We start from the raw sequence: 22,804 nt of genomic DNA, 5'->3' as shown, positions 1-22,804 counted from the left end.
CGCAACGGCGAGGCAACGCGCCGCGGTGGGCTCTCACGAAGACGCTCACAGGGACGAATCCACACCCGTGGGCATGACCGGTCCGATGGAGCCTGCCGATGGCACTTTATGAATTGGATGGAATTGCACCATCGTTAGAAGATGACGTCTGGGTTGCACCAACAGCACAGGTTATCGGAAGGGTTAAGCTGGCGCGTCAGTCTAGCGTCTGGTTCGGAACAGTGATCCGCGGCGATAGTGATTCCCTTTCCATTGGATCTCGAACAAATATCCAGGACAACGCGGTGCTCCACGTCGATCATGGCGCGCCGCTAGTTCTGGGAGAAGGGGTTACTGTCGGCCATGCAGCAATGCTCCACGGCTGTACCATCGGCAATAACTCGCTGGTTGGGATGATGGCGACCGTTCTAAGTCACTCAAAGATCGGCAGCAACTGCATTATCGGTGCGGGGGCATTGATCACCGAACGCCAATCGTTTCCCGATAACTCGCTAATAATTGGCGTCCCAGCTAAAGTCGTCAGGGTCCTATCGGATGAGTCTGTAGCGGCTATCCGCCGCGCATCCGACCATTACGTTGCCAATGCAGCGCGTTTTCACAGCGGATTAAAGCTTATACAAGCGTGAAGGTGCCGGACTTGTCATTTGACCACGGCAATGAGCGTCGAGATTCTTCGAATTGCGCGAGGCGGCTCCAATGCAATAGCGTCGCACCTCCCGTTTGCCTTACGGGCCTTGCCCATGACCCGCTTGACTTCAAATCAGCATCGAGCGTTTCAGGACCGTCGGATTATGGCGGACTGACTTGGATGGCTCGGCGCAGCCGCTGGTCTTGTCGACAAGAAAGCGGCTCATCCGAATGATACGCGCAATCATAGCCTCCAATATGAGTAATGACTGACGCGAAACACCTTCGCAAGCAGTGAGCGCGATGTCGAGGTTTGTATCTAACCTCGGGTTGCTGAAAATGATCGAAATTTAACTTTGGGAGCATAGGATGGTCGGGAACACGTTGAACTGCAGTAGTGATCTGACTATTGAAAAACATATAAACTCAGAACTGCCTAAGGTTGTGGCTGTCGTCGGATGTGGGTTGATTGGAAGTAGTTGGGCTGCTCTATTCGCTGCTTACGGCTTAAAGGTGAGAGTTTGGGATGCGGATCCCTCAAACTACGAGAGTTCGTCACAACGAGTGAAGCAGGCGCTTGAGCAAATTTCACGGGGGCGCCATCGCTTCTCAATCGACGCAGCGTCCGAGCGCATATCTTATTTATCGACCTTGGAGGAAGCTCTCGCGGAGGTTGAATATGTACAGGAAGCAGTCTCAGACCGCATCGACGTAAAGCTGCAAATTTTTGAGCGTCTCGATAATCTTTGCGATTTGCATACGGTGCTGGCAAGCTCAACCTCTTCGGCGCCTGCCTCAGAGTTTGCGAGTAATCTTAAAGGTAGAGCTCGATGCTTGGTTGCACATCCAGCCAATCCCCCGCATTTGCTCCCAATCGTTGAGATTGTGCCTGCTACGTTCACGGCAGAAGGGACGATGATTCGTACGCAGCGGCTGATGCGCTCCCTGGAGCAGAACCCTGTCATTCTGAAGAAGGAGGTTGTCGGCTTCGTTATGAACCGCTTACAAACTGCGCTTGTGAACGAAGCAATTAGTTTGGTCGATCAGGACGTTATTGATCCAGACGGCCTTGATTTGATCGTTTCGCACTCCCTGGGAAGGCGTTGGGCCTTCATGGGCCCATTTGAGACTATGGATCTAAACGCCGCGGCTGGTTTTCTCGACTACGCTCTCAAGTACAGAGTAAACTACGAACGCCGTGGCGCATTGCTCAATGTGGATAAGAAGTGGTCTGATGACACACTGCGTAGGATTGAGGCTTCTCGACGCAAGATCGTGCCGACTAATGAGCTTGTCTCTCGTCAATTGTGGCGCGATGAGAATCTTGTGGCGCTTCTATCTTTAGAGCCCGCATCAGAGGACATCTCGCGGTGACTGGCTTAGCAAGCTAGACGGAATGACAATCATGGCCGGCGGCTTCGGTCTATGCGGCATTCCGGAGACGCTGATCGAGGCTTGACCTCAAGAGCGGGACGTGGCTGAGGCGAAAGAGCCCGGTGCAAGTGTGTCAGCGATTGCGCATGTAACGGCATACATCCGTCACAGAGGGAAACATGTATCGCTACGACGAATTTGATCATGCCTTTGTCGTCGAACGCGTCGCACAGTTCCGCGATCAGGTCGCGCGGCGTCTTTCAGGCGAGCTTTCCGAAGATGCGTTCAAGCCGCTGCGCCTGACGAACGGCGTCTATCTGCAGCTGCACGCCTATATGCTGCGCATTGCCATTCCGTACGGCACGCTGAACTCGAGACAGATGCACATGCTGGCGCATGTGGCGCGCACCTATGACCGCGGCTACGGCCACTTCACCACGCGTCAGAACCTGCAGTTCAACTGGTCGAAGCTTTCGGATATGCCGGATGTGTTGGCCGAGCTTGCCTCCGTCGAGATGCATGCCATCCAGACCTCGGGCAATTGCATTCGCAACGTCACTGCCGACCATTTCGCTGGAGCCGCGGCCGACGAAGTTGCCGATCCGCGCCCCTATGCGGAGATCCTACGCCAGTGGTCGTCGGTGCATCCGGAGTTCTCGTTCCTGCCGCGTAAGTTCAAGATCGCCGTGACCGGCGCCGAGCGCGACCGCGCGGCTATCCAGGTGCATGACATCGGGCTGCATCTGAAGAAGAACAAAAAGGGCGAAATCGGCTTTGCCGTCTATATCGGCGGCGGGCAGGGCCGCACGCCGATGATCGCAAAGCTGATCCGCGACTTCCTGCCGGAAGAGGATCTGCTTTCCTACACCACCGCGATCATGCGCGTGTACAACCTCCACGGCCGGCGCGACAACAAGTACAAGGCACGCATCAAGATCCTGGTGCACGAGACGGGTGCCGAGGAACTGGCCCGCCAGGTCGAAGCCGAGTTCGAAAAGGTCAAGGACACCGAGCTGCTGAAGCTGCCGGACGCCGACGTGCAGGCGATTACCGCCTATTTCGCGCCGCCGTCGCTGCCGGAGCGCCCCGAAGGTTGGGAGAACCTAGCACGCTGGAAGAAAGCTGATCCCGCCTTTGCCCGTTGGGTGCAGCAGAACGTGCAGCCGCGCAGGCACCCGGACTATGGCATGGTGACGATCTCGCTCAAGCCGATCGGCGGCATCCCGGGCGACGCGACCGACGCACAGATGGAGGCCGTCGCCGACATAGCGGAAGAATACTCCTTCGACGAAATCCGCGTCAGCCATGAGCAGAACCTGATCCTGCCCTATGTGGCACTGGCCAATCTCGAAGCGGTCTATCGCGGCCTTGTCGCGGCAAATCTCGAAACCGCCAATGCAGGCCTGATCACCGATATCATCGCGTGTCCGGGCCTGGACTACTGCGCGATTGCAAACGCGCGTTCAATCCCGGTGGCCCAGGAGATTTCCAGGCGCTTCGGCTCAGCTGAGCGGCAGGCGGAGATCGGCGAACTGAAGATCAAGATTTCGGGCTGCATCAATGCCTGCGGCCATCACCATATCGGCCATATCGGCCTCCTCGGAGTCGAGAAGAAGGGCGCTGAGCTCTATCAGGTCACTCTCGGCGGGTCCGGCGACGAGGACACCTCGATCGGCGAGATCATCGGGCGCGGCTTCGAGCCGGACCAGGTGACGGACGCGATCGAGACGATAGTCAACTCCTATCTGGGCCTGCGGCTGGAGCCTTCGGAAACCTTCCTCGCGGCCTATCGCCGTGTGGACCGCAGCCGTTCAAGGATGCGCTCTACGGCGCAGCCCCGACCGCCGAAGCAAGATAAGTGGTCTTCCCCCTGAAAAGTGGTCCTCCCTAAGTTAGGCTATGTTCGAGGGCCACAGAGAAGCGTCTCCGTACGCTGGCGGCCGCCTACTAATGGGTATTTAGGGTCAATAGTGTCCGCTTAAACTTAGTGGACGCTTAAGCATGAAATACCTGGCCATTGAGACGCCATCGACGGCAGAAGTTGATAAGACCGCAGCTCCGCCGCTGGCGGCGAGCGGGAACCGCAAGCGGGGTCGCCGCAGGTGGACGATCGAGCAGAAGCTGGCGATTGTGCGTGAGGTGCAGGCGACCTGTGATCCGGTGGCGATTGTGGCGCGGCGTCACGACATGAATGCGAACCACTTGTTCGCCCTAATGAGGCGAGCGCGTGAAGGGAGATTGATTGACCGATCCAACCGGCTGCCGATCGCGACTGCGCCGAACGCCTTCATCGACCTGGGCGTGATCAGTCCCGGTAGGCAGGATGGAGAGCCGGAAGCCCGCGCAGCTGTGCGACCACGCTGTGAAGTCCGGGCCGCCGCTGGCCAGCCGATGCCTGCTGGTGGCCGGATGGAGATTGTCGGGGCCAATGGCCGGCGCGTGATCGTTGACCGGACTGTCGACGTAGGCGTTCTGATGCGGATCGTGCAGGGGCTGGAAAAGCTGTGATGGTTCCCATGGAAGGCGTGCGCGTGTGGCTGGCGACGGGCTATACAGACATGCGGTGCGGGTTCCCATCGCTTGCGCTGCGGGTGCAGGAAGTGCTCAAAATGAACCCACTTGAAGGCAATCGCCGTCTTCAGACGTGACCTCGCCGCTGAAGACAAAGCTCTCGCCACGCGGCGACGCTATCAGCGTCGCGTATACGCCAGAGCCGCTGCGCAGTTGAAAGAGATCGCCGATTTCCCGGTCGACCTGTCGGTCGTGGGGGTTCGGCAGCGGAACGGCCTCCTGGCCGGGATGCGTGTGAAACCAGATCGGGACTGCACCGTCTTTTTCGGCAGCGCCGAGCGCGCCGACATAGCCTTCGGAGCGGATCAGCATGTGGCGCGAACTCTGCTCGCAATAGGCCGCCTGCGGCACCCAGTGCAACGATCGCCCAAGAAGACGAACCTCGGTGCCAGTGTCGATACGCCGCGCAAGAAGGACCGCTGCGCATTCAAGCGGATTGCGCGAGGCTGTCGCGATCTCGTCGGCGAGCGAGCCCGGGAGGACCAAGGTGGTGATCATGCGGCGCGCGCCCTCCCGGCAACGTCAAGTTCCTTCCTGACGAGCGTCGGGTAGCTTTCGAGCGAGTCGATGCCGGACCGCCACTGTCCAGCCTGAAAGTGGCGCGACCAACGCTGCCATGTACGGCCGAGATAGGCCTCCTAGGACTGGGTCGCCTCTATCACCTCCCCATCCGTACGGCGCACCGCGGGCTCAAACCACCACATGTCTGGTGCAACATCCGGGTACCCGGGCGACAGCCGCAGCAGGAGATCAGCTGAGACGGCCGTGAATCCGGACGGCAGCGGAAAGGACGGGATAATGATAGTGATCATGCCGCCATCGAGCGAAACGCTATGGCCCGGTGCCCGCGCCTGCAGATAGTCATGGTCGATCGCTGGCAGCATCGTCGCCTTCCCTCACCCACGGCCAGGATTGATCTGCGCCGGCGCCGTGAAAAAGCGTAGACCATTGCGCATCTCGACCTTCGCGTCAGCCTCGATCTTTACGTCGGATCCGCCCGGCACGACCTCGAAGAGATCGCGATCCGGCCCAATGTCGGGCTCCGTCAACTGCCGCAACTTCGCTCCCGTCAGAACCGCCTCGGAGACCTTGTAGTTCATGCGATCTATCTTGATCTCGAACATTTTGGGACGGTCGGGACGCCCGTGTTCGTCATTCTGTATTTCGCTCATCGTCACCTCCATGAATTGATACCGTGATGCCATGATACCATGATGTTGACAACAGGCTTGTTTTGGTGCAAAACAGCGCCATGAAACAAGCTAAAGCGATGACTGTTCGCCTATCCGAAGAGCAGGCTCAGGCCCTGGAGATGGTCGCCAGCGTTGAAAATCGGCCCGTGTCCGATATTATTCGGGCAGCGATCACCACCCATATCGAGACCCGCAGGCGTGATCCAAGCTTCCAAGCCGGGCTCAAGGGCCGCATCTCACAGGCTCGTAAACTGCTCGACCGCTAGTCGGTCAGCGCCATCTTCGAACGCAGAGGAAGCATGAAGAAATCCACCAAGGGTCTGACGCCTAGCGAGCCAAGCCATATCCTCGGACAGCGCACATTCGCGGCGATCACAGCCGTCGAAGGCATCAACTTGAGCGCCGCCAGCCGTAAGCGTCTCGCGGATTTAAAGAAGCGCAAGCTTTCGCCTGACGATCAGCGGGCCGAGATCATCCGCGCTTATCTGGACGCCAAGTCACGCGGGTGATGTCGGTCGGTTACGACGCCTTCGACGATCCCTACGCCTATAAAGGTACCACGACCCTAAAGAACAAGCTTGGCTTGCGCGATCCCGCATTGCTCGAGGCCTTTGAGCTTGAAATGACAACGCTGCGCGCTGGCGAGCCGCTACCGCGCGGTCGTTATGACCCGAGCCACTATCGCCGCGTCCATTACCACCTGTTCCAGGATGTCTACAGCTGGGCTGGCAAGTACCGCACGGTGCGAACTGCGAAGGCTGGCAATCCGTTCTGCTTTCCGGAGTATATCGACGGCGAGATGAAGCGGCTTTTCAATGCGCTACCGTCGCTGATCGGAGCGGAGACCGCAGAGGCTTTCGTAGCTCAGGCTGCCCATTTCCTAGGCGAACTGAATGCGATCCATCCCTTTCGGGAAGGCAATGGCCGTTCGCAACTGTCATTCATGGCGATGCTCGGCGAGCGCGCGGGACATCCCATGGATTTCGGTCGCGTCAGAAGAGAAACATTTTTGCCGGCAATGGTTGCGAGCTACGCGGGTGATCTCACCAGCTTGGTCCTGGAGCTACGTCGTCTGCTCCTTTGAGATCCTGGGTGGGCGCCGTTCGGGTCCTTTTTCAAGACGGGCGTCTCGCGCGTGCGACTAAAGCCGGGCTGAGGCACGTGCTCCAGGCATCTTGACGGCATCGAGGCGGCGCCGCAGCCAGCACGCGACAGCCGCCTGTGTCCTCGGGACCAAAGCAGCCACTCAAAGCGGAGGGGCTCGACTCTGCCTGCGCATTTCGCTGATTGTGAGCAGCCATTTCACGCGATGGTGAGCGCTCATTTCATTTGATCGTGAGCAGGTATTTCACGCGATCATGAGCGGCCGCTTCGCCCGACCTGTTCATTGATTCAGGTGTTTGCGGCTGCGTCAAGAGCATGGGCGCGAGCGTTGTGTTTTCGCATGCTTTCTCCGGTGAGTTGAAGGCGGTGAGCGTTGTGAACGAGGCGATCCAGAATCGCATCACCGAGGGTGGGATCGCCGATGACGTCGTGCCAGTGTTGCACGGGGATTTGGCTGGTTACGATGGTCGAAGCGCGGCCATGGCGATCATCGAGGATTTCCAGGAGGTCGCGGCGCTCGGCAGCGTTGAGAACGGACAGGCCCCAGTCGTCGAGGATGAGGAGTTGAACGCGCCCGAGCGTCTTGAGCAGGCGGCCATAGCGCGTCTGGGCCGCGCCGCGAGAATTGCGGTGCCGTAGTGGCTCGCCATCTCGGCGTAGGTGCGTATTCCGACGAAGCCGGCCATCGATTCCGATTTGAAGCCGGCCAGTCATTCCGATTTCATTCCGGCCGGTGTTCCGATTTGAAGCCGGCCATTTTTCGGACTGATCCTGGGTCTGGTTGATGTTTGGATTGGGTTTCGTTTCCGGTCAAGCTTGCGCTGTTTCAGAGGCTTTTGGCGAGCGCTGTTTTCGCATGCTTTCTCCGGTGAGATCGATGCGATAGGCGTTGTGAACGAGGCGGTCCAGGATGGCATCGGCCAGAGTTGGGTTTGCAATGATCTCGTACCAGCGATCCAGGGGCAGCTGACTGGTGACGATTGTCGATCGGCGTTCGTAGCGGTCTTCAATGATCTCAAGCACATCACGCCGCTGGTCATCATTGAGTTTTTCCGGCCCCCAGTCATCGAGAATGAGAAGGTCGGTTTTGGCGAGTTGTTTGAGGATCCGGCCATAACGTCCGTCGCCTCTCGCGAGGGCAAGTGCTGCAAACAGCCGAGGAACGCGGTGATAGGCGACGGAGAAATCCTCTCGGCAAGCTTTGTGGCCAAGCGCACAGGCCAGCCAGCTCTTGCCGACGCCCGCCGGCCCGGTGATGAGAAGACTGTGATGCTTGCGAATCCAGTCGCAGCCGGCGAGCGCCATGAACAGATTGCGGTCAAGACCGCGTGCGGCACGAAAGTCGGCATTCTCGATCTGTGCGTCATGGCGAAGCTTTGCAGCCCTGGCGCGGGCTTCGAAACGCTTCTGGCGGCGCATGGTCGCCTCGCGCTCGAGCAGCATAGCAAGCCATTCGCCGTGCTCGAGGCCGCGCGCTTCGGACTGTGCGTCGAGTTCTAGGAAAGCGGTTGCCATGCCGTAAAGGCCGAGTTCCCGCAGCATGTCGATGGTGGGATTGATCAGCATAGGTGTATCTCCTCAATGAAAGTAATCAGGGCCACGCAGATTGGCGTGATCGACGATGGCGGTTGGTTCGGTGGACTGCCTTGCGGCCTTGTGATTGGCGATGAGCGAGGCGATGCTCTTGCAGTTCAGCCCACCGATCTCGACAGCGCGGGCTGACACGGCTTCGGCGCGATCGCGTGTGACATCGCGAAACAGGCGCAGAACACCCAGGCATGTTCGAAAGCCTTGTTCAGGATGTGGGCGGCTGGCGAGGATTGCGACAACCAAGCCTTCCGTCTCGGGCCCGACGGATGCGGCCCAGCGACGGAACCGATCCGGCGTCCACTCGGCATATCGCCGGTGGGAGCTGGGCATATGATCCGGATCCGTCCCATGACGAGGGCCGCCATAACGGCGCTGATGGACGGCAATGCGCTTGCCGCGGTGAAAGATCTCGATGGTGCGTGCCGTTGCTCTCAGATCGACTTGCTGGCGAATGAGGTTGTGCGGTACGGAATAAAAGAAGGTCTTGAACTCGACATGGTAGTCCGTCGAGACGCGGGCCAAACGCCACTCGGCGAATTCGTAGTCTTCGCTCGGAAGGCTTGCGAGCGCAGCACGCTCGACGCTCTCAAACAGTTGCCGGCGACTGACGCCCAGCCGACGCATGACATGATCATTGATGCGATCGAGTGCCTGGCGAATGGCGGCTTTGGCCTCGGCCAGCGAGAAGAAGGTCTGGTTGCGCAGACGCCCCAGAATGCAGGATTGGGCAAAACGCACTCCATTTTCCACTTTCGATTTATCCCGAGGCTTTCTTGGCCGTGCCGGAAGAACGCCGACGCCATAGTGGGATGCCATCATGCCGTAGCTGCGGTTGATCTCGGGATCGTAGAAGCTGGCGCGGCTGACGCCCGACTTCAGATTGTCGGGGACGACCAGGCGGGGAACGCCATCAAAGAAACGAAACATCCTGACGTGTGAACCAATCCAATCAGGCAGTGTCTGGGTCCAGGTTGCTTCGGCATAGGTGAAGCTGGACGCTCCCAAGACCGCCACAAAAATCTCCGCCTCACGGATCTCGCCGGTGTCTCGATCAGCGATCGGGATCTTCTTGCCGGAATAGTCGACGAAGACCTTGTCGCCGGCGGCGTGTTCCTGGCGCATCGTCGGCGAAAGCCGCTGTTCGAAGCTGCGAAAGAGCTCGCAGAACCGGCTATAGCCATATCCGTCGGGATGACTTCCTCGATACTCCTCCCACAAGATGAGGAGCGTGACGCCCGGCTTCTTGAGCTCGACGGCAAGATCGGCCCAGTTCGGCTCTGGGCGCCGCCGCGTGCCCTGTTTGACGCCATTGCGAGCGAAGAGTTTGTTCTCAAGCGCGTCATCGGTCAGCTCGCCTGGCAGGGGCCAGCTCAACCCGATTGCCGCTGCGCGCTGCAGATTATCCTGCACCGTACTGCGTGCTATTCCCAGCACGACCGCAATCTCGCGGGAGCTGGTCCCGCTTCCGGCAAGTCGAAGCATTTGTCTCAACTGTCTCATGGTCAGCCTTCTCTTTGCCGGCATCAAAATGTCCTCGTTCATCGCGAGGTAATTGATGCCAAAGTTGCTGACCCAGGAGGTAATCTTCAGTGCCGAAAACCGGCCGGTCTTTGGTTGGAATGGTGGCCGGCTTCATACCGGAATGGTGGCCGGTGTTTGATCGGAATGGCGGCCGGCTTCACGTCGGAATCCGCAGCGTAGGTCCGGTTGAGACCGGGATCATAGCGATCGGGGTTGGTGACGGCGGCCTTGAGATTGTCGCAGTTTTGTTCCCAGCCCGGTTATGTGGCCTACCGTCGGTAAGGTACTGACGTTAGACATTCCTGTGGGCTAAAGACGGCACATCTCTTTGCGGCAGCAACAGAAGCGCATCCTCCGGTTCCCTACTTTGGAATGGAGGTTGCCATGTTGGAACGCTTTTTCGTCAAGCCGCAGACTGTCGATGGGATAATGGGTTGCTGGCTCGGGTCGCAGATTAACCAATATGTCGCGGCGCTTTGTGAGCGGGGTTACGCGGTTCGCAGCATCTACCGACGGGTTCCGATCCTGACGAAGTTTGCAGCATTCACCGCGGCCCGCAATGTTGATCAGATCGAACAAGCCGAGGCGCTCATCGAGCCATTCATCGAGGATTGGCTGTTCACTCATCGCGCCGATCGATCCGCTGATGCGTGTCGACGCGATCGCAACTTCGTCGGGGGCATTGTGCGGCATTTCTTCAGCCAGGTCGTCTCGAACTCGGATAACACCAGCCGTAGAACAGCTTGGCCGATCCCTTTCGCTACCCAGGTGCCGGGATTCTTTGATTACCTTCACGAAGAGCGGGGCCTGCGCCCGACCTCCATCCATCACTACCGGCACTATCTGCGCGGGTTCGAGCGATATCTCAGGGATGTTGGATGCGAGGTGACCACGCTTTCGTTGCCTGTGGTGACGGGGTTCGTCACGACGCAGGCTCAGCACTTCGGGCCCAGATCAATGATCGGTCTTGCAAGCACATTGCGGGTATTTCTCCGATATGTGCATCGAGAAGGTCTTCTCCAACGCGACATCAGCAAGCTGGTCGAGGTGCCCCAGCATTACAGGTTGGCCGACATTCCCCGATCGATCGGTTGGGATTCCGTCCAGAAGATGCTCGACCAGGTCGATCGCCGCACCGTCGTTGGCCGACGGGATTACGCCATGCTGTTGCTGATGATCACATATGGCCTGCGCGCCCGCGAGGTCGCGATTTTGACGCTCGACGACCTCGATTGGAAGCGTGACCGCCTGCATGTGCGCGAGCGCAAGGCCGAGCATAGCACGACGTATCCGCTTGCGCCCGTCGTCGGCGAGGCGATCGTGGATTATCTCAAGAACGGGCGACCCGAGGTGGCAAGCCGGCTGCTTTTCTGGCGACACCTGGCACCACGGTCGCCGCTGACGCAGTCGGCAGTGTCGGCCACGGCCACCAGATATCTGCATAGAGCAGGCATTCCCGTATCCCGCCCTGGTTCCATACGCTCCGACATGCGTGCGTTCAGCGGCTAGTGGATAGTGGCTTTCCGCTCAAGACCATCGGCGATTATGTCGGACATCGCGCAGCTTCGTCGACGATGATCTACGCCAAGGTCCAGGTGGACGGCTTGCGTGAAGTCGCTCTTGGCGACGGGGAGGATCTACAATGAGCCCCCGTCTTCCCGAGCCTTCAAGTCCGATCGCGCCGCATATCATGGCCTTCGTCTGTCACAAGCGCGCCCTCAACCGGCGCTACGACGTCGAGAATAAGGCATTGCGTATGTTCGACGGCTATCTGAACGCGCAGGGCATCAAGACCCTCGCGGAGATCACCCCGGCGCTCGTCGATGCCTTTTTCCTCAGTCGTCCGCGTCTGCGGCCACGAAGGTTCAACCAACTGGTAGGAATCGTCGGCCGGCTGTTCGAGTGGATGGTCGAACACGACGTTATCAATCACTCCCCCGTCACGATGAAGCCGCGCCGCCGAGGTAATCCAAGACCGCCCTGCATCCTGGATCTGCGGACTGCCCAACGACTCGTCGATCGCGCCGCCGAACTCGCGGATCGGAACAACGCTCCGCTTCGCGGTCCCGCCTATGCCACCATCTTCAGCCTGCTGTTCGGGCTTGGTCTGCGCGTCGGCGAGGTTGCGCGCCTGCGCTGGCGGGATGTCGATCGCAATCGTGACGTCCTCACCATCCGCGAGACGAAGTTTTCCAAGTCGAGGCTCATTCCCATGGGACCGCAACTGGCACAGCGACTCTATGCGTTCATGGCGTTGCGATCGCAGCACCTGGTTTCGGTTGCGGCCGACACACCGCTGTTTTCTTTCATGAAAGGTCGGCCTGTGAACCCGGGCACGATCAGCATCATTTTCCGCTCGCTGGCCGATCAGCTGGACATCGCGATCCCGCCAGGAGGAACGCCGGCTCACGTGCATGATCTACGGCATAACTCCGAGTGCCGGATTATTCCGAGTGACGCCATCGCTGCGGCGTAATTTTCTAATGATTGGAAGTGATTGGATCAGCGTCAGCCGTTGATTGCTCGGCATTATTTGGCTGCTCTTCCTGAGCGTGGACTTTCCCACGCTACAGGGAGACAGACGAATGCTTGATCTGAATGAGGCGCTACACAAAGATCGCTGGATAGGCCGATTGGAGAGCCACCAGGATGGCTTCGAGGCTCTGCTTGATGGCCAGGGATACGCCAAAGCGACTGTTCGGGAGAAGATGAAGCTCCTGGCCGGTTTCAGCGCTTGGCTGGCGAGGCAGGATGTTCCACTGGACCTGCTCGGGGAAGAGCACGCCGATCGATTTCTGACGGAACTTGGTCTGCGCCCGAGGCGTGGCGATGCTTGGACCATTCGGCAGTTGCTACGATATCTGCGCGACACGGGCGGCGTGCCGGTGCCGCTGCCAGAGGTCGATACGAGCGCCAAGGGTAAGCTGATCGACGCATTTGGGGAATTCCTGCGCACCGAGCGTGGTCTCTCGGCATCGACATTGACGAACTATCTGCCGATTGTTCGTGGGTTCCTGGACGAACAGTTTGGGGGCAACGATCCGGATTTTGACCGACTGCGAGTGGGCGACGTTCATCGGTTCATCGTGCGGCGAGCCCAGGCCGGTTCGCCCGGCCGCGCTAAGTTGGCGGTCACGGCGCTGCGTTCGTTTCTGCGCTTCCTCCAGCAACGCGGGTTGCTTGCCGCCGATCTCGCTGTCGCGGTGCCTGGGATCGCCAGCTGGCGCTTGGCACACCTGCCGAAGGCGCTGCCTGCCGAACAGGTCGAACGGCTCCTTGCGTCTTGCGACAGGAGAACACCGGCCGGCCGCAGGGACTACGCGGTTCTGATGCTGCTCGCGCGCCTCGGCTTACGGGGTGGCGAAGTCTCAGCCCTGACCCTGGACGATCTCGACTGGGATTGCGGTGAGATCGTCGTGCATGGCAAGGGTCAACGGCTGGCGCGGCTGCCACTGCCGGCGGATGTCGGTGCCGCCTTGGTCGACTATCTGCGGCAGGATCGGCCTGTTTGCTCAACACGCCGCGTCTTCATTCGCATAAAGGCGCCCAGACGGAGTTTTGTCAGCCCGTCGACTATTTGCTGCATCGTCCATCGTGCGCTCAAGCGCGCCGGTCTGACGCCGGCGTTCAAGGGTGCGCACCTGTTGCGTCACTCACTCGCCACCGATCTGCTGCGCCGCGGCGCCTCGCTCGTTGAAATCGGTCAACTTCTCCGCCACAGCCAGCCGAACACGACGCAGATCTATGCCAAAGTCGACATCGCGGCGTTGCGTCCCATTGCGCTACCCTGGCCAGGAGTCGCATCATGAGCGCTTTGCAAGCAGCGCTCGAAGCGTATCTGGCCGCGCGCCGCGCCCTCGGCCATAAGCTGCTTCTTTCCGGACGGTTGCTGCAGCGCCTCGTTGTCTTTGCCGAATCTTCCGGCGCCACCTTCATCACCACCGAGATTGCCCTGGCCTGGGCCATGCAGCCGGCAGAGGCACAGCCCGCCCAGTGGGCCAACCGGTTGGCGATGGTTCGCCGGTTCGCGCGCTATTGCAGCGCCATTGACCCGGGGACCGTCGTGCCGCCGCCGGACCTTCTTCCTCACCGGTATCGTCGGCCATCGTCCCCCTATATTTATCGCGACGAAGAGATCATCCGACTGATCGACGCGGCAAAACGCTTGCCGTCGACAGTCGGCCTTCGCCCCCAGACGTATGCCACGCTCTTCGGCTTGTACGCTGCGACCGGTATGCGCTGTAACGAACCGTTGCGTCTCGATCGCGACGACACCGATCTCGTTGATGGCGTCCTGACGGTTCGCGACACGAAGTTCGGCAAGTCGCGCTATGTGCCGCTTCACCCCTCGACGCAACAGGCGCTCAAAATCTATGCGGCCAGCCGAGACCGGTCATGCCGAATCCGCTGAGCGCCAGCTTCTTCCTTTCCGAACGCGGGACGCGTTTAACCGAATGGGCCGTGCGGTGGACGTTCGTCAAGCTGTCGCGCGAGGTCGGCCTCCGCGGCGCCAATGACTCCCGCGGGCCACGCCTGCACGACCTTCGCCACCGACTGGCCGTGACAACATTGCTGCGCTGGTATCGCAACGCTGGCAATGAAGTGGGTGACGTTGATCGGCCGACAACCAAGTTGGTCCATCCGCCTGACCGACGTGCGCTGCTTCGCTCAACACCTCGCTCATTTCGACCCCATGACGGAAGTGCCACCTCAAGACGCTGTGCCGCCGACGCGGCGGGCAAAGCCCTACATCTATACCGATGCTGAGATCACGGCGCTTCTGGCGGCGGCACTGTCGCTGCGGCCGGCCAACGCCCTCCGTCGCTGGACATATCATTGCCTGTTCGGATTGATAGCGGTCGCCGGGCTACGCCATTCGGAAGCGCTCGACCTGCGCCGAGACGACGTCGATCTCGACCAAGGTATCCTCACCATTCGGGAGACGAAGTTCGGCAAGTCGCGGCTGGTCCCGCTCCATGCCACGACGGTCGCCGTGCTGTCGGACTACGCCGCGCGACGCGACGCGCATCTCGTCGCGCCTCGTAGCCCCTATTTCTTTGTCGCCGAGCAGGGCGGCAGATTGCTGCACCAATACGTGCACCGGGTGTTCTGGCAGCTGTCGCGACAGATCGGTCTGCGGCAGCGGGCGCAGCGCAATGGTCCGCGGATTCACGATCTTCGTCACCGTTTCGCCGTCCAGGCCCTGATCAACTGGTATCGTGCGGGCGAAGATGTCGAGCGGGAACTGCCGGTCCTCTCGACCTTTCTTGGCCACGCCAATGTTCGCGACACCTACTGGTATCTATCCGCCGCGCCGGAGCTAATGACCCATGCCGCGCGACTGCTGGATGAGCGGTGGGAGGTTCGCTCATGAGTGCCTCGAACAATCTGGCCGTGCTGATCGAGCGATGGTTCACCGATCGGCTCATGCGACATCGAGGCGTAAGCTCCAACACCATCGCCTCCTATCGCGACACCTTCCGGCTCCTGTTTGCATTCGCGCAGACACGCCTTGGCAGGTCTCCGTCGCAGTTGACACTTCGGGATTTGGACGCGCCTTTCATCGGCGCATTCCTGGAGGACCTCGAGACACTGCGATCCGCCTCGGTGAGGACCCGGAACCTCCGCCTCACGGCCATTCGGTCTTTCTTTAGATATGCGTCGTTCGAGGAGCCGGCCCATAGCGCCCAGATTCAGCGCGTGCTCGCGATCCCGAGCAAGCGATGCGACAAGCGACAGCTTCAGTTTCTCACCAGGCCCGAGATTGAAGCGATCCTGGCCTGTCCGGATCGCAGCACATGGCTGGGACGGCGCGATCACACTCTGCTGTTGCTGGCCGCGCAAACGGGGTTGCGGGTCTCGGAGATCATCGATCTCGACCGGGACTCGGTGATGCTGGGGCATGGTGCCCACGTGCGATGCGTTGGCAAGGGCCGCAAGGAGCGAAGTACGCCGCTCACCAAGGTTGCACAGCAAGCCCTTCGGGGCTGGCTCAACGAGCCCAGGAAGCGGGGCGCAACGGCTCTCTTTCCGAACACGCACGGCGGCAAGCTGAGCGCCGACGGCGTGCAGCCGCTGCTGAACAAATATGTCGCCAAGGCTCGCGAACACTGCGTCCCGCTCCGCTCGAAGCGGGTGTCGCCCCATGTTTTGAGGCACTATCTACCCCGCCCGACTATGTCGAGTAGGCAGGATGATGCCCCACGATTCCAAGGGTTTATAGGATAGCATGTAGAGATAGTTTGTAGCCCTTCCAGCAATCCAGCCTGGAGAGGGAGCAAACAATGAAGTATTTCATCAATGATGATTTTGCGTTGTCGCGGTCGCCAGGGGGCCCGGTGGCGAGTTATATCGTTCCGTTTGCCGAATGGCTCGGTGATCGAGGCTACGGTCTTGTTTCCATGAGGAACCAGGTGCTGCTGGCCGCAGGCTTCAGCAAGTGGCTCGGGCAAAAGGGGATTGAGCTAAGCGACATAAGTGGAGACCATCCTGGGCGTTATTTGCTGGATCGAGCGCAGCGGCCAAAGCTTGGAGATACCGCCGCTCTTCGACATCTACTGGCTTTTCTGCGAAGCCAGAACGCAATCGCCGAAGAGATTGAGGCCGACCACAACCCATCGCCGGTAGAACAACATGTGCAGGCATATGAGCGGTATTTGCATCACGCGCGGGCGCTGTCTCGTCAAACGATCATAAATTACCGGCCAGTTGTCCGGGATTTTCTCAACTTCCGCTTCAGTGATGGCGAGATCTCGCTCGCACAATTGCGTGCCGTCGACGTGACCGATTTCGTACGAAAGAGGGTTTCGCGCCTCAACATGCGACGCGCGAAGATCATGACCACCGCACTGCGGTCGTTTCTCTCCTATGTGCGTTATCGTGGGGACATCACGTCAGACCTGGCAGCAGCGGTTCCGATCGTGGCCAATTGGTCACTGTCGTCCATTCCTCGTGCGATTGGCCGCGATGAGGTCACCCATTTGCTCGCCAGCATCGATCGGCAAACTCCTATCGGATGCCGCGATTATGCGATGATCCTCGCATTGGCGCGGTTGGGATTGCGGTCGAGCGAGGTGGTGACGCTCGAACTCGATGATATCGATTGGGTAGCCGGAGAGATCCATGTGGTTGGCAAGAACGGGCAGCGCAACGATCTTCCGTTGCCTGCGGATGTTGGCGAGGCGATTGCCGACTACTTGCAGAAGTCGCGTCCACGCAATGCCAGTCGTCGCGTCTTTTTGCGCGACAAGGCCCCGATCCGGGGTTTCACCGGCCAGTGTGGACTCGGTTCCGTCATCCGACGCTCACTCAAAAGGGCCGGGATCGACCCTCCCACAAAGGGAACGCACCAGTTCCGACATGGGCTTGCCTCAGAGATGTTGCGTGGCGGCGCCTCGCTCGGTGAGATCGGTGAAGTTCTGGGCCACCGTCATGTTCAGACAACGGCGATTTACGCCAAGGTCAACCTTAACGCGTTGCGAACATTGGCGTTGCCGTGGCCGGGAGAAGCCCAATGAGCACACTCCGACAGGCTGTTCAGGACTACATCGAGATGCGGCGAGGGCTGGGGTTCAAGCTGCGAGAGACCGAAAGGGGATTGATCGATTTCGTCACCTTTCTGGAGGCTAATGCCACGCCATATGTCACGACGGAACTGGCCCTTGCCTGGGCTCAGCGACCATCCCATGCGCAGCCTTCGCATTGGGCGACACGGCTGGGCTACGTCCGCGTATTTGCCCGTCATCGGGCTGCCGCTGATCCGCGGACCCAGGTTCCTCCAGATGGTTTGCTGCCCTTTCGCCCGAAGCGGGCACGGCCGTATCTCTACTCCAAGGAAGATATCCAGCGCCTCCTGTCCGCGGCGCTTGAGATGCCGTGCCGATATACCCGCTGTAAGCTCAGGCCATGGACATATTATTGCCTGTTCGGATTGCTGAGCGTTTCCGGCCTGCGCCTCGGCGAAGCCCGCAACCTCAAGCTCTCGGACATCGATTTCGATGCCGAGGTGCTGACGATCCGCGGCACGAAGTTCGGCAAATCCCGTCTTGTGCCGATGCACGCATCAACCAGCACAGTGCTCCAGGATTATCTCAAACGCCGCCGACAGCATTGTGCAGCCCAGGCGGCGTCTCCTTATTTGTTCACGTCCCAGTTGGGCAACCGCCTTGATGTGGGAGACATTCATCGAACATTCTAAGCTCTGTCTCGCCAGATCGGCCTGCGAGGCGCAACCGACAGCTACGGCCCGCGCCTGCATGACATGCGGCATGTGTTCGCGACGAACACGCTGGTGCGTTGGTACGAAGCCGAGCAGGATCCCGAGCGGCGGCTGCCCATTTTGTCCACCTATCTCGGTCATGTCCACGTGGCCGACACCCAATGGTACCTCACCGGTTCGCCCGAGCTGATGAAAGAGGCAATGCGCCGCCTTGAGTGCCGCTGGGAGGATCGGACATGATCAAGCATGCCAGCCTGGCGCCGCTTTTGGAGCGCTTTTTCACCCAACGCCTGATGCAACAGCGGCAGGCAAGCCCTCATACGATCAGTTCCTATCGTGATACATTTCGGCAGTTGCTGAAGTTCGCGGAACGAACATTGCATAAGCCGCCGTCTCGCCTGAACTTCGCGGAAGTCGATGCGCCGTTGATCGTTGCCTTCCTTGATGACCTGGAGAACCATCAGGGTATCAGCGTCCGCAGCCGCAACTTGCGCCTCACGGCAATTCATTCTTTCTTTCGCTACGCGGCATTCGAGGCACCCGAGCATTCCGCCCAGATCCAGCGCGTGCTTGCGATTCCCAGCAAGCGCTTTACCCGAACGCTCGTCAATTTTCTTACCCGCCCAGAGGTCGATGCCTTGCTGACCGCACCGGATCGATCGACCTGGTCCGGGCGACGCGATCACGCGTTCCTGCTGGTCGCCGTGCAGACCGGATTGCGGCTATCGGAGATCACGGGTCTCAAACGCGGCGATCTGTTCTTCGGCACGGGCGCCCACCTGCGCGTCATTGGCAAAGGGCGCAAGGAACGCTGCACCCCGTTCGCCAAGTCTACGACCGCAGTCTTGAGAAGCTGGCTGAAAGAGCCTCAGCGCGGAGAAGAGAGTATCCTGTTTCCCAGCGCCAGAGGTGAGCGGCTGAGCGTTCATGGCGTTCAGTATATGCTGAACAAACACCGCCAGACCGCTTCTGCCATTTGCCCGTCGCTGAATCGAAAGCGCGTCACTGTTCATCGTTTGAGGCACACGATGGCCATGGACCTCCTGCAGGCGGGCGTCGATCGCGCCGTCATCGCTCTGTGGCTCGGCCATGAATCGGTCGAGACCACACAGATCTATCTCGAGGCGACGTTGGCGATGAAGGAGGCGGCGTTGGCAAAGACGTCCGAATATTCCGGCAAGTCATCCCGCTTCCGGCCCGGCGACAATCTACTGGAGTTCTTGAACAGCCTGTAGATCGCGCTGATGTCGGGTGGCCCGGGTGTTTCTGCGGGAAATTTCCTTATTCCTCAGAGATTTGCCATCACAGTCAGAGCTACCCGACATAGTCGGGCGGGGTAGATAGTGCCTCCTATATCGATCAAGACATAGCCGGCACAGCGCTGCGATGGAGCTGCTGCAGGCGGGCGTCGATTGTTCGGTCATCGCCCTATGGCTGGGCCATGAGGCGATGGAAACGACGCTGACCTATCTTCACGCACATCTTGAGCTGAAGGAATCCGCACTTGCCAAGCTGAAGCCATACGAACGCGCAAAGGCCGAACGATTTCGACCAAACGACCGGCTTCTTGAGTTCCTGAACGCCCTTTGAGCATGAGAACTATGCCGAGTGTCAACGACCGGTTCTTGGTCGAAATGGCGGGCAATGCGCTTCATACCGCCATGATCGGAAGAGGCGCTCGGCATAGTTCGGCGGTCGGCATAAACCTGCTTATGCCGCGCGCGGCATAAGCAGGTTTCAATCAGCGAGGCGATGACTGCCCAGTGTTCGGCGCCGCCGTCAGAGCCTGCGAAGAGCGCGTTCTTCCTATTATGAAAAGGTATGCATAATAGGAATTATGCTCAGGCCCGGATTATGCGCAGTTGGCCGAGGCGGATGTGGGCAAGTCGCCGTTTCCACCTCGGTGACCTTGACATAATCAGAGGGCTTCGAGGAAGCGCATCAAATTGTCGGGCGGTCGGTAGCGTCGAAGCCTGGCCTCTTGGGGCTGCAACTTCCCGAGCGCCAGCTCTTTCATGGATAGATCGGCCTCCACATACATGTGCGTGGTCGCGGTGTCTTCATGCCCCAACCAAAGCGCGATGACGGTGATGTCGACACCGGACTGCAGCAGATGCATTGCTGTCGTGTGCCGGCTATGTCTTGATCGATATAGGCGGCATACGCTGGCAATGGACCTGCTCCAGCACGGCGTCGACCGCTCGGTCATCGCTCTGTGGCTGGGCCACGAGTCGGTCGAAACCACCGCCATCTATCTTCAGGCCGACATGAAGCTCAAGGAGCAAGCTCTGGCAAGGACCGACACGGCCGACATCCGGTTGGGCCGCTACAAGCCCGACGACCATCTCCTCACATTCCTGAAGAGCCTCTGATAATGCCGACCCAAAAGCCACAAATCGCCCGCATTCTTTGGCCTCCCGGTCGTCACTCGGAATAATCCGGCACTCGGAGTTATGTCGAATATCATGGACGCGCGGCAAGCGACCTTCGCTGTCCCGCACGTCGGCAGTGACGAACAGGCGATTGATGGCCTGTCCCAATCCGGCCCCGGTGTAGCCGTGTCGACCGGCTCGTCCACAACACAATAGTTTGCCGAGGATGGATCGGCATTGAATGGGGGCGCCAGACGGAAGTGTAGGTAGGTGCGCAGTGCGCCTGCCGCGTCCGGAGACAGCGGCACGGGCCGGGACTTGTGGAACTTCGATTGACGAATGCGGAGCAATCCGGATTGCGGCTCGACGTCGTCGAGCGTCAGACGGGCCAGCTCTCCACGCCGCAGACCGGCGGTGTATAGGATGATGGTGGCCAGCCGCATGACGGCCGGCAACAGCGGCGAGTTCGTCGTAGGCGCCAGGCTGTCGGCTGCTGCAAGCATCCGCGACACCTGAACTGGCTCGAGAATGACCGGCCGCCGATGCGGCAACTGGCGCGCGAAGTGGAGCGAGTCCGGTACGAAGCAGCCTGGTTCCGCCCGTCTTCGGAAGAGACAGAGTTTGCGGACAACAAACTGTCGGCCACGCCGGGTCGTCGGCGACAAATGGCGAAGGGAAGCACACCAGCGATCAAAGCCCTTTTGGTCGAGATCGCCGGCCTCGCTCGACACGATGAATCGCCGCAGATGCCCAAGGATCCATCCTTCGTTGTCGTAAGCCCGACCCAGCGCACGTTGATGCGCCAGCCATGCGTCGATCCAGCGATCCAGTGGGGTCAGATGGAGGGTCTCAAGCATGATCGCCTCCCTCGACAACCATGATACCCGGGACAGGCAAGGCGACCTTCCGCAACATGTCGACGTCGGCCCGCAAGTAGACACAGGTCGCTTCGAGGCTGCGATGCCCAAGCAAATCGCCGATCGCCTTGACATCGACACCGCGCCGAAGCAGCCTCATGGCGAAGGCGTGACGCAGCGAATACGAAGACACGCCACCGAGCGATAATCCACTCTTCTGCGCTCGATAGCTGAAGACCGTGATGACGCCGTAATGCTTGAGCGGCTTGATCGGGCTGCGGATTCGCAGGAATAACTGCGGCAAAACACTGTCCGGTCTGCCGACCTGGAGATACCGATGCAGGAGCCGTAGCGTTCGTCCGGCCAACGGCAGGACAAGGGCCGATCGGGTCTTCCGTTGCTCGACCCGCAAGGTTCTCGCTTTCCAGTCGATCGAGTCCAAGCGAAGGGTGGCAACCTCCGACGGTCGGAGATCGTAGTACGCCATGAGATGCAAAATGGCGTAGTCGCGCCAATCCCGGGGAGCTCGCCGCCGGATCGACGCTAGCAGGCGGCGTACCATTGTCCAATCGTAGCCCGCGGCGGCAACTCCCCTCGATACACGCGCGGCATGTCGATGACATGCAAACCGCCAGCCGCCTCGCCGTGATCCCCGCAATATCGCAGGAACGCTCGTAGATGCGCGATCACATGTTGGAGCGATTGACGACTGTTCTCCTTGCTCTTGAGCTGGACGAAGGCCTCGACGTCGGCTGCCGTTACGGCGGACAGGCAGTGGTCGGCTGGAACACCTCGTAACAGGAAATCTGTGACCGTCTGTCCGTGATGATAGAGCGATTGCTCCGAGAGCCCCCGAACCTCAGCGATATATCGATGATAGCGGCGACAGAGCTGGCTCGCCGGGTCCGACTGTTCGATTGGAATCAGGCGGCCGGTGGCAGCCAGGAACCGGGTGAAGATCCGTCCCGTGCACTCGCACAGGTACTTCGTCTGCGCGGAAACTGCCGACACGACGAATGCCTGTCGCACATCGGCTTCGTGAAACACGGCCCCGGGCTGGAGGCGATCAGAACGACCCAACGCCTCCCGAACCCGATAAAGATGAAGGCGAAGCGGATGCCGCAGATGGCCTTGTTCCGTCAACCAACCGGCGAATGCCGCCAACTCGCCGCAGAACTGGGACTTCTCGTATCGTTTATGGTGCCTTGGAAATAGATCACGCAGCATAGTGTCCTCCTTGTTGTGGATGGAGAACACGATACGGGTGGTTCACTTATGTTGAGTCGCTCGCGCCACGCGCCGCGCAAAAGTGGCTTCCAGTGAGGGCGACTCCACATCTCTGCGTACTGCACATGAGTCGAGTAATGTTGAGCTCAA

Annotated in this window: 27 protein-coding genes and 5 pseudogenes; 22 read left to right on the top strand and 10 right to left on the bottom strand. The window is 59.8% G+C overall.

All coding sequences use genetic code 11. The annotated features are described in order from the left end of the window. Positions 1–98: 98 nt before the first annotated feature. The 6 genes and pseudogenes from AC0NIH_RS30975 to tnpB all read left to right on the top strand — a co-directional run bounded on the left by AC0NIH_RS30975 (position 99) and on the right by tnpB (position 4,649). Complete coding sequence (locus AC0NIH_RS30975; RefSeq protein ID WP_473469675.1) at positions 99–626, top strand: gamma carbonic anhydrase family protein; 528 nt, start codon at positions 99–101, stop codon at positions 624–626. A 370-nt stretch (positions 627–996) separates the two neighbouring features. Beyond that, positions 997–2,001: a 3-hydroxyacyl-CoA dehydrogenase gene (locus tag AC0NIH_RS30970; protein ID WP_473469876.1), complete on the top strand. Its 1,005-nt coding sequence runs from the start codon at positions 997–999 to the stop codon at positions 1,999–2,001. A 22-nt stretch (positions 2,002–2,023) separates the two neighbouring features. Then, a pseudogene (locus tag AC0NIH_RS30965) lies at positions 2,024–2,083 on the top strand (CoA-transferase); the annotation flags it as partial. 97 nt (positions 2,084–2,180) lie between these two features. Continuing rightward, a pseudogene (locus AC0NIH_RS30960) lies at positions 2,181–3,859 on the top strand (nitrite/sulfite reductase). A 143-nt stretch (positions 3,860–4,002) separates the two neighbouring features. Further along, positions 4,003–4,509 (top strand): transposase, encoded by a 507-nt coding sequence (locus AC0NIH_RS30955; RefSeq protein WP_474025110.1) that lies wholly within the window; start codon positions 4,003–4,005, stop codon positions 4,507–4,509. Continuing rightward, complete coding sequence (tnpB, locus tag AC0NIH_RS30950; RefSeq protein WP_474025109.1) at positions 4,509–4,649, top strand: IS66 family insertion sequence element accessory protein TnpB; 141 nt, start codon at positions 4,509–4,511, stop codon at positions 4,647–4,649. Before AC0NIH_RS30955 ends, tnpB begins: the two co-directional genes overlap by 1 nt. Here tnpB and AC0NIH_RS30945 read toward each other — a convergent pair. The 3 genes and pseudogenes from AC0NIH_RS30945 to AC0NIH_RS30935 all read right to left on the bottom strand — a co-directional run bounded on the left by AC0NIH_RS30945 (position 4,606) and on the right by AC0NIH_RS30935 (position 5,744). Then, the gene (locus AC0NIH_RS30945; RefSeq protein ID WP_473469803.1) at positions 4,606–5,070 is read right to left on the bottom strand and encodes a Mov34/MPN/PAD-1 family protein; all 465 of its coding nucleotides are present in this window, start codon (positions 5,068–5,070) and stop codon (positions 4,606–4,608) included. The genes tnpB and AC0NIH_RS30945 overlap by 44 nt on opposite strands. Further along, positions 5,067–5,456: pseudogene (locus tag AC0NIH_RS30940) on the bottom strand (E2/UBC family protein). Before AC0NIH_RS30940 ends, AC0NIH_RS30945 begins: the two are co-directional and overlap by 4 nt. A gap of 12 nt (positions 5,457–5,468) precedes the next feature. Then, on the bottom strand, positions 5,469–5,744 hold the full coding sequence (locus AC0NIH_RS30935; RefSeq protein WP_473469804.1) for a multiubiquitin domain-containing protein: 276 nt from the start codon (positions 5,742–5,744) through the stop codon (positions 5,469–5,471). A gap of 80 nt (positions 5,745–5,824) precedes the next feature. Between AC0NIH_RS30935 and AC0NIH_RS30930 the strand changes: the two genes are divergently transcribed. Genes AC0NIH_RS30930 through AC0NIH_RS30920 form a run of 3 tightly spaced genes read left to right on the top strand, consistent with a single transcriptional unit; the run spans position 5,825 to position 6,849 of the window. Continuing rightward, complete coding sequence (locus AC0NIH_RS30930) at positions 5,825–6,031, top strand: DUF6290 family protein (protein WP_473469806.1); 207 nt, start codon at positions 5,825–5,827, stop codon at positions 6,029–6,031. 33 nt (positions 6,032–6,064) lie between these two features. Beyond that, positions 6,065–6,274 (top strand): hypothetical protein, encoded by a 210-nt coding sequence (locus AC0NIH_RS30925; RefSeq protein WP_473469808.1) that lies wholly within the window; start codon positions 6,065–6,067, stop codon positions 6,272–6,274. Continuing rightward, positions 6,274–6,849 carry a Fic/DOC family protein gene (locus AC0NIH_RS30920; protein WP_473469809.1) on the top strand — a complete coding sequence of 192 codons (576 nt, stop codon included), beginning with the start codon at positions 6,274–6,276 and terminating at the stop codon, positions 6,847–6,849. Before AC0NIH_RS30925 ends, AC0NIH_RS30920 begins: the two co-directional genes overlap by 1 nt. A 308-nt stretch (positions 6,850–7,157) precedes the next feature. Here AC0NIH_RS30920 and AC0NIH_RS30915 read toward each other — a convergent pair. From AC0NIH_RS30915 to istA, 3 genes and pseudogenes are all read right to left on the bottom strand, one after another. Continuing rightward, positions 7,158–7,436, bottom strand: a pseudogene (locus tag AC0NIH_RS30915) (ATP-binding protein); the annotation flags it as partial. Positions 7,437–7,679: 243 nt separating this feature from the next. Next, entirely contained in the window at positions 7,680–8,435 is a 756-nt protein-coding gene (istB, locus tag AC0NIH_RS30910; RefSeq protein ID WP_473469817.1) for an IS21-like element helper ATPase IstB, read from the bottom strand. A 12-nt stretch (positions 8,436–8,447) separates the two neighbouring features. Next, complete coding sequence (istA, locus tag AC0NIH_RS30905) at positions 8,448–9,959, bottom strand: IS21 family transposase (RefSeq protein ID WP_473469819.1); 1,512 nt, start codon at positions 9,957–9,959, stop codon at positions 8,448–8,450. 405 nt (positions 9,960–10,364) lie between these two features. Here istA and AC0NIH_RS30900 point away from each other — a divergent pair, with 405 nt between their 5' ends. The 12 genes and pseudogenes from AC0NIH_RS30900 to AC0NIH_RS30845 form a co-directional block, all read left to right on the top strand. Beyond that, positions 10,365–11,489, top strand: coding sequence for a tyrosine-type recombinase/integrase (locus AC0NIH_RS30900; protein WP_473469745.1), 1,125 nt, complete (start codon positions 10,365–10,367; stop codon positions 11,487–11,489). Next, entirely contained in the window at positions 11,489–11,626 is a 138-nt protein-coding gene (locus tag AC0NIH_RS30895) for a hypothetical protein (RefSeq protein ID WP_473469747.1), read from the top strand. Before AC0NIH_RS30900 ends, AC0NIH_RS30895 begins: the two co-directional genes overlap by 1 nt. Next, positions 11,623–12,456, top strand: coding sequence for a tyrosine-type recombinase/integrase (locus AC0NIH_RS30890; RefSeq protein ID WP_473469748.1), 834 nt, complete (start codon positions 11,623–11,625; stop codon positions 12,454–12,456). Before AC0NIH_RS30895 ends, AC0NIH_RS30890 begins: the two co-directional genes overlap by 4 nt. A gap of 109 nt (positions 12,457–12,565) precedes the next feature. Further along, entirely contained in the window at positions 12,566–13,789 is a 1,224-nt protein-coding gene (locus AC0NIH_RS30885) for a tyrosine-type recombinase/integrase (protein WP_447254918.1), read from the top strand. Continuing rightward, the gene (locus AC0NIH_RS30880) at positions 13,786–14,391 is read left to right on the top strand and encodes a tyrosine-type recombinase/integrase (RefSeq protein WP_473469750.1); all 606 of its coding nucleotides are present in this window, start codon (positions 13,786–13,788) and stop codon (positions 14,389–14,391) included. Before AC0NIH_RS30885 ends, AC0NIH_RS30880 begins: the two co-directional genes overlap by 4 nt. 186 nt (positions 14,392–14,577) lie before the next feature. Continuing rightward, a complete protein-coding gene (locus tag AC0NIH_RS30875; protein WP_473469752.1) occupies positions 14,578–15,354 on the top strand; it encodes a tyrosine-type recombinase/integrase in 777 nt (258 codons plus the stop codon). Next, positions 15,351–16,208, top strand: a complete 858-nt coding sequence (locus AC0NIH_RS30870; RefSeq protein ID WP_473469754.1) for a tyrosine-type recombinase/integrase — start codon at positions 15,351–15,353, stop codon at positions 16,206–16,208. The genes AC0NIH_RS30875 and AC0NIH_RS30870 overlap by 4 nt, the downstream gene beginning before the upstream one ends. 56 nt (positions 16,209–16,264) lie before the next feature. Beyond that, a complete protein-coding gene (locus AC0NIH_RS30865) occupies positions 16,265–17,497 on the top strand; it encodes a site-specific integrase (RefSeq protein ID WP_474025107.1) in 1,233 nt (410 codons plus the stop codon). Further along, a complete protein-coding gene (locus AC0NIH_RS30860; RefSeq protein WP_474025106.1) occupies positions 17,494–18,177 on the top strand; it encodes a tyrosine-type recombinase/integrase in 684 nt (227 codons plus the stop codon). Before AC0NIH_RS30865 ends, AC0NIH_RS30860 begins: the two co-directional genes overlap by 4 nt. A gap of 63 nt (positions 18,178–18,240) precedes the next feature. Further along, a complete protein-coding gene (locus AC0NIH_RS30855; protein WP_473469847.1) occupies positions 18,241–18,438 on the top strand; it encodes a hypothetical protein in 198 nt (65 codons plus the stop codon). After that, complete coding sequence (locus tag AC0NIH_RS30850; protein ID WP_473469849.1) at positions 18,435–19,433, top strand: site-specific integrase; 999 nt, start codon at positions 18,435–18,437, stop codon at positions 19,431–19,433. Before AC0NIH_RS30855 ends, AC0NIH_RS30850 begins: the two co-directional genes overlap by 4 nt. Before the next feature lie 130 nt (positions 19,434–19,563). Next, positions 19,564–19,788 (top strand): annotated as a pseudogene (locus AC0NIH_RS30845) (tyrosine-type recombinase/integrase); the annotation flags it as partial. Positions 19,789–20,116: 328 nt separating this feature from the next. Here the strand turns inward: AC0NIH_RS30845 and AC0NIH_RS30840 are convergent. Then, complete coding sequence (locus tag AC0NIH_RS30840) at positions 20,117–20,317, bottom strand: hypothetical protein (RefSeq protein ID WP_474025105.1); 201 nt, start codon at positions 20,315–20,317, stop codon at positions 20,117–20,119. Between the two features lie 52 nt (positions 20,318–20,369). On the opposite strand from AC0NIH_RS30840, the gene AC0NIH_RS30835 reads away from it, so the two are divergent. After that, positions 20,370–20,570 (top strand): hypothetical protein, encoded by a 201-nt coding sequence (locus AC0NIH_RS30835; RefSeq protein ID WP_474025104.1) that lies wholly within the window; start codon positions 20,370–20,372, stop codon positions 20,568–20,570. Here the strand turns inward: AC0NIH_RS30835 and AC0NIH_RS30830 are convergent. From AC0NIH_RS30830 to AC0NIH_RS30820, 3 genes are read right to left on the bottom strand one after another with little or no spacing between them, the layout of a single operon-like run. Continuing rightward, positions 20,525–21,427, bottom strand: coding sequence for a tyrosine-type recombinase/integrase (locus AC0NIH_RS30830; protein ID WP_473469788.1), 903 nt, complete (start codon positions 21,425–21,427; stop codon positions 20,525–20,527). The genes AC0NIH_RS30835 and AC0NIH_RS30830 overlap by 46 nt on opposite strands. Further along, positions 21,420–21,989: a tyrosine-type recombinase/integrase gene (locus AC0NIH_RS30825; protein WP_473469789.1), complete on the bottom strand. Its 570-nt coding sequence runs from the start codon at positions 21,987–21,989 to the stop codon at positions 21,420–21,422. Before AC0NIH_RS30825 ends, AC0NIH_RS30830 begins: the two co-directional genes overlap by 8 nt. Continuing rightward, positions 21,971–22,654, bottom strand: coding sequence for a site-specific integrase (locus AC0NIH_RS30820; RefSeq protein WP_473469791.1), 684 nt, complete (start codon positions 22,652–22,654; stop codon positions 21,971–21,973). The genes AC0NIH_RS30825 and AC0NIH_RS30820 overlap by 19 nt, the downstream gene beginning before the upstream one ends. Between the last annotated feature and the right edge of the window lie 150 nt (positions 22,655–22,804).

The organism is Mesorhizobium sp. WSM1386 (assembly GCF_055901595.1).
Note: the sequence above shows the minus strand (reverse complement) of the source record. Positions and strands in the feature narration are given on the sequence as shown.

Excerpts from the sequence above, each read along its gene's own strand:
- AC0NIH_RS30975 (WP_473469675.1), top strand. The coding sequence starts at position 99 with ATGGCACTTTATGAATTGGATGGAATTGCACCATCGTTAGAAGATGAC.
- AC0NIH_RS30970 (WP_473469876.1), top strand. The coding sequence starts at position 997 with ATGGTCGGGAACACGTTGAACTGCAGTAGTGATCTGACTATTGAAAAA.
- AC0NIH_RS30955 (WP_474025110.1), top strand. The coding sequence starts at position 4,003 with ATGAAATACCTGGCCATTGAGACGCCATCGACGGCAGAAGTTGATAAG.
- tnpB (WP_474025109.1), top strand. The coding sequence starts at position 4,509 with ATGGTTCCCATGGAAGGCGTGCGCGTGTGGCTGGCGACGGGCTATACA.
- AC0NIH_RS30945 (WP_473469803.1), bottom strand. The coding sequence starts at position 5,070 with ATGATCACCACCTTGGTCCTCCCGGGCTCGCTCGCCGACGAGATCGCG.
- AC0NIH_RS30935 (WP_473469804.1), bottom strand. The coding sequence starts at position 5,744 with ATGAGCGAAATACAGAATGACGAACACGGGCGTCCCGACCGTCCCAAA.
- AC0NIH_RS30930 (WP_473469806.1), top strand. The coding sequence starts at position 5,825 with ATGAAACAAGCTAAAGCGATGACTGTTCGCCTATCCGAAGAGCAGGCT.
- AC0NIH_RS30925 (WP_473469808.1), top strand. The coding sequence starts at position 6,065 with ATGAAGAAATCCACCAAGGGTCTGACGCCTAGCGAGCCAAGCCATATC.
- AC0NIH_RS30920 (WP_473469809.1), top strand. The coding sequence starts at position 6,274 with ATGTCGGTCGGTTACGACGCCTTCGACGATCCCTACGCCTATAAAGGT.
- istB (WP_473469817.1), bottom strand. The coding sequence starts at position 8,435 with ATGCTGATCAATCCCACCATCGACATGCTGCGGGAACTCGGCCTTTAC.
- istA (WP_473469819.1), bottom strand. The coding sequence starts at position 9,959 with ATGAGACAGTTGAGACAAATGCTTCGACTTGCCGGAAGCGGGACCAGC.
- AC0NIH_RS30900 (WP_473469745.1), top strand. The coding sequence starts at position 10,365 with ATGTTGGAACGCTTTTTCGTCAAGCCGCAGACTGTCGATGGGATAATG.
- AC0NIH_RS30890 (WP_473469748.1), top strand. The coding sequence starts at position 11,623 with ATGAGCCCCCGTCTTCCCGAGCCTTCAAGTCCGATCGCGCCGCATATC.
- AC0NIH_RS30885 (WP_447254918.1), top strand. The coding sequence starts at position 12,566 with ATGCTTGATCTGAATGAGGCGCTACACAAAGATCGCTGGATAGGCCGA.
- AC0NIH_RS30880 (WP_473469750.1), top strand. The coding sequence starts at position 13,786 with ATGAGCGCTTTGCAAGCAGCGCTCGAAGCGTATCTGGCCGCGCGCCGC.
- AC0NIH_RS30875 (WP_473469752.1), top strand. The coding sequence starts at position 14,578 with ATGAAGTGGGTGACGTTGATCGGCCGACAACCAAGTTGGTCCATCCGC.
- AC0NIH_RS30870 (WP_473469754.1), top strand. The coding sequence starts at position 15,351 with ATGAGTGCCTCGAACAATCTGGCCGTGCTGATCGAGCGATGGTTCACC.
- AC0NIH_RS30865 (WP_474025107.1), top strand. The coding sequence starts at position 16,265 with ATGAAGTATTTCATCAATGATGATTTTGCGTTGTCGCGGTCGCCAGGG.
- AC0NIH_RS30860 (WP_474025106.1), top strand. The coding sequence starts at position 17,494 with ATGAGCACACTCCGACAGGCTGTTCAGGACTACATCGAGATGCGGCGA.
- AC0NIH_RS30855 (WP_473469847.1), top strand. The coding sequence starts at position 18,241 with ATGCGGCATGTGTTCGCGACGAACACGCTGGTGCGTTGGTACGAAGCC.
- AC0NIH_RS30850 (WP_473469849.1), top strand. The coding sequence starts at position 18,435 with ATGATCAAGCATGCCAGCCTGGCGCCGCTTTTGGAGCGCTTTTTCACC.
- AC0NIH_RS30840 (WP_474025105.1), bottom strand. The coding sequence starts at position 20,317 with ATGCATCTGCTGCAGTCCGGTGTCGACATCACCGTCATCGCGCTTTGG.
- AC0NIH_RS30835 (WP_474025104.1), top strand. The coding sequence starts at position 20,370 with ATGGACCTGCTCCAGCACGGCGTCGACCGCTCGGTCATCGCTCTGTGG.
- AC0NIH_RS30830 (WP_473469788.1), bottom strand. The coding sequence starts at position 21,427 with ATGCTTGAGACCCTCCATCTGACCCCACTGGATCGCTGGATCGACGCA.
- AC0NIH_RS30825 (WP_473469789.1), bottom strand. The coding sequence starts at position 21,989 with ATGGTACGCCGCCTGCTAGCGTCGATCCGGCGGCGAGCTCCCCGGGAT.
- AC0NIH_RS30820 (WP_473469791.1), bottom strand. The coding sequence starts at position 22,654 with ATGCTGCGTGATCTATTTCCAAGGCACCATAAACGATACGAGAAGTCC.